Genomic DNA, 2,211 nt, shown 5'->3' on the forward strand with positions numbered 1-2,211 from the left:
GAACCCGGAAGCTAAGCCCCATCGCGCCGAGAGTACTGCGGGGCCAGCCCGTGGGAGGCCAGGGCGCCGCTGACCGGTGGACGGCACCGAGCCGTCATCGAAACTGAAAAAGGGGGAGGCCTCGCGGCCTCCCCCTTTTTTGCGTTTACGGGCAACAATACTTATGCAATTAAATCAATTAAATCATCCACCGCTGAATATAGACGTTCACCGTTCTGTGCTCAGTTCTCTGTTCTCAATGGACTAATATTTGCTTTAGCGCACTGCTGCGCTTGTCCTGTTTTACACGGGTCGTTTTATTGATTGTGAAGGAAGGACTCACATGGCAGATGTTCATGAGCTGCTTGATACTTGGATTGCCAATGTCAAGGACGAGGAGCTCCTCGCTGAGCTTAACACGATGAAGGAGCAGGGTGATGAGGACGCCATCACCGACGCTTTCTTCCAAGATCTCGCCTTCGGTACTGCCGGCCTTCGCGGCACTATCGGTGCGGGCACTAACCGTATGAATATCTATACGGTCGGTCGTGCGACCCAGGGATTCGCTGACTACCTCAATGCGACCTTCGAGCATCCAACGGTCGCCATCGCTCGCGATAGCCGCAATAAAGGTGAGCTGTTCGTTAAGACGACGGCTGCCATTCTTGCAGCAAACGGCGTGACTGCCCTCGTTTATCCCAAGATTTCTCCTGTGCCGACGCTCTCCTGGGCCGTCCGTGATCTTAAGTGCTCCGGTGGCATTTGCATGACCGCTAGTCATAACCCGGCACCGTATAACGGCTATAAGGCCTATGGCCCCGACGGCTGCCAGATCACCAGCGAGGCCGCCGATGCAATTTCTAAGGCTATCGCCGAGACCGATACGTTCACCGGTGTGAAGTCCATGGACTTCGATGAGGCTCTTGAGCAGGGCCTGGTCAAATGGATCGATGACTCGTGCCTCGAGCGTTATTACGACGCCGTTCTCGCGCGCGGCGTGACCAACCTTTCTGCCGAGGAGATTGCCGGCGCACCGCTCAAGCTCGTCTACACTCCGCTGAACGGTACCGGCCTCATTCCTGTTACCACGGTGCTCGAGCGCGCTGGCATCACCGATGTCACGGTTGTTCCCGAGCAGAAGGAGCCTAACGGCGATTTCCCGACCTGCCCGTATCCTAACCCCGAGATCCGTCAGGCCATGCAGAAGGGCATCGATCTCTGCGAGCAGGTTCACCCTGATTTGCTGCTTGCAACCGATCCCGACGCCGACCGTGTTGGCGTTGCCGTTAAGAATGGCGATGACTATCTGCTGCTGACCGGCAATGAGATGGGCGTTCTGCTGCTCGACTATATTTGCAAGACCCGTGCCGCCCGCGGCGAGGACCTCACTAAGAAGGTCGCGGTTACTACCATTGTTTCTTCCGCCATGGTCGATGCTCTGGCCGAGGAATATGGCTTTGAGCTCCGTCGCTGCCTGACGGGCTTCAAGTACATCGGTGACATCATTACCTCGCTTTCCGATGCCGGTGAAGTCGATCGCTTTATCTTCGGTTTTGAGGAGAGCTACGGTTATCTGGCTGGTGATCACGTGCGCGACAAGGACGCCGTGAGCACTTCGCTGCTGATTTGCCAGATGGCTCAGTATTACAAGCTGCAGGGTAAGAACCTCGCCGACGCAATGCACGAGCTGTACGAGAAGTATGGCTACTATCACAACAAGACGATTTCGCTGAGCTATCCGGGCGCTGAGGGTGCGGCAAAGATGGCCGGCATCATGGCTGGTCTGCGCGAGAACCCGCCCGCGGAGCTCGCCGGTTCCAAGATTGAGGCCGTCGTGGACTACAACACCTGCGTGAACGGCCTGCCGAAGGCTAATGTCATTGAGTTCGATCTCGAGGGTGGCAACAAGGGTATCGTCCGTCCTTCCGGCACCGAGCCCAAGATCAAGCTGTATATCTTTGCCAAGGGCGCGGATGCCGCCGAAGCTGATGCAGCACTTGACGCGATTGAAGAGTCCGGTCGCAAGCTGCTGGCATAAGGTATTTAAGAGTCTATTACTGTAGATAGGCGAAAGAGGGGATCTCGGAAACGAGGTCCCCTCTTATATTTAACCAGCCAGCCGAGAGTCCTTATATGTGTAGGAAATGTGTACGCCCAGATTCCCGCCCACGGCGCCCCTCCGGTCTGGCAATATATCTCCTTGCCGCGCGGCCCGGTCGGACCGGATCAGCC

Annotated in this window: 1 protein-coding gene; it reads left to right on the forward strand. The window is 56.6% G+C overall.

Annotated features, from left to right (window positions below; genetic code table 11):
- Positions 1–322 precede the first annotated feature (322 nt).
- A complete protein-coding gene (locus AQ996_RS09480) occupies positions 323–2,017 on the forward strand; it encodes a phospho-sugar mutase (RefSeq protein WP_055252695.1) in 1,695 nt (564 codons plus the stop codon).
- Positions 2,018–2,211 lie beyond the last annotated feature (194 nt).

Origin of the sequence: Collinsella aerofaciens (assembly GCF_001404695.1) — a bacterium.
GTDB lineage: Bacteria > Actinomycetota > Coriobacteriia > Coriobacteriales > Coriobacteriaceae > Collinsella > Collinsella aerofaciens_E.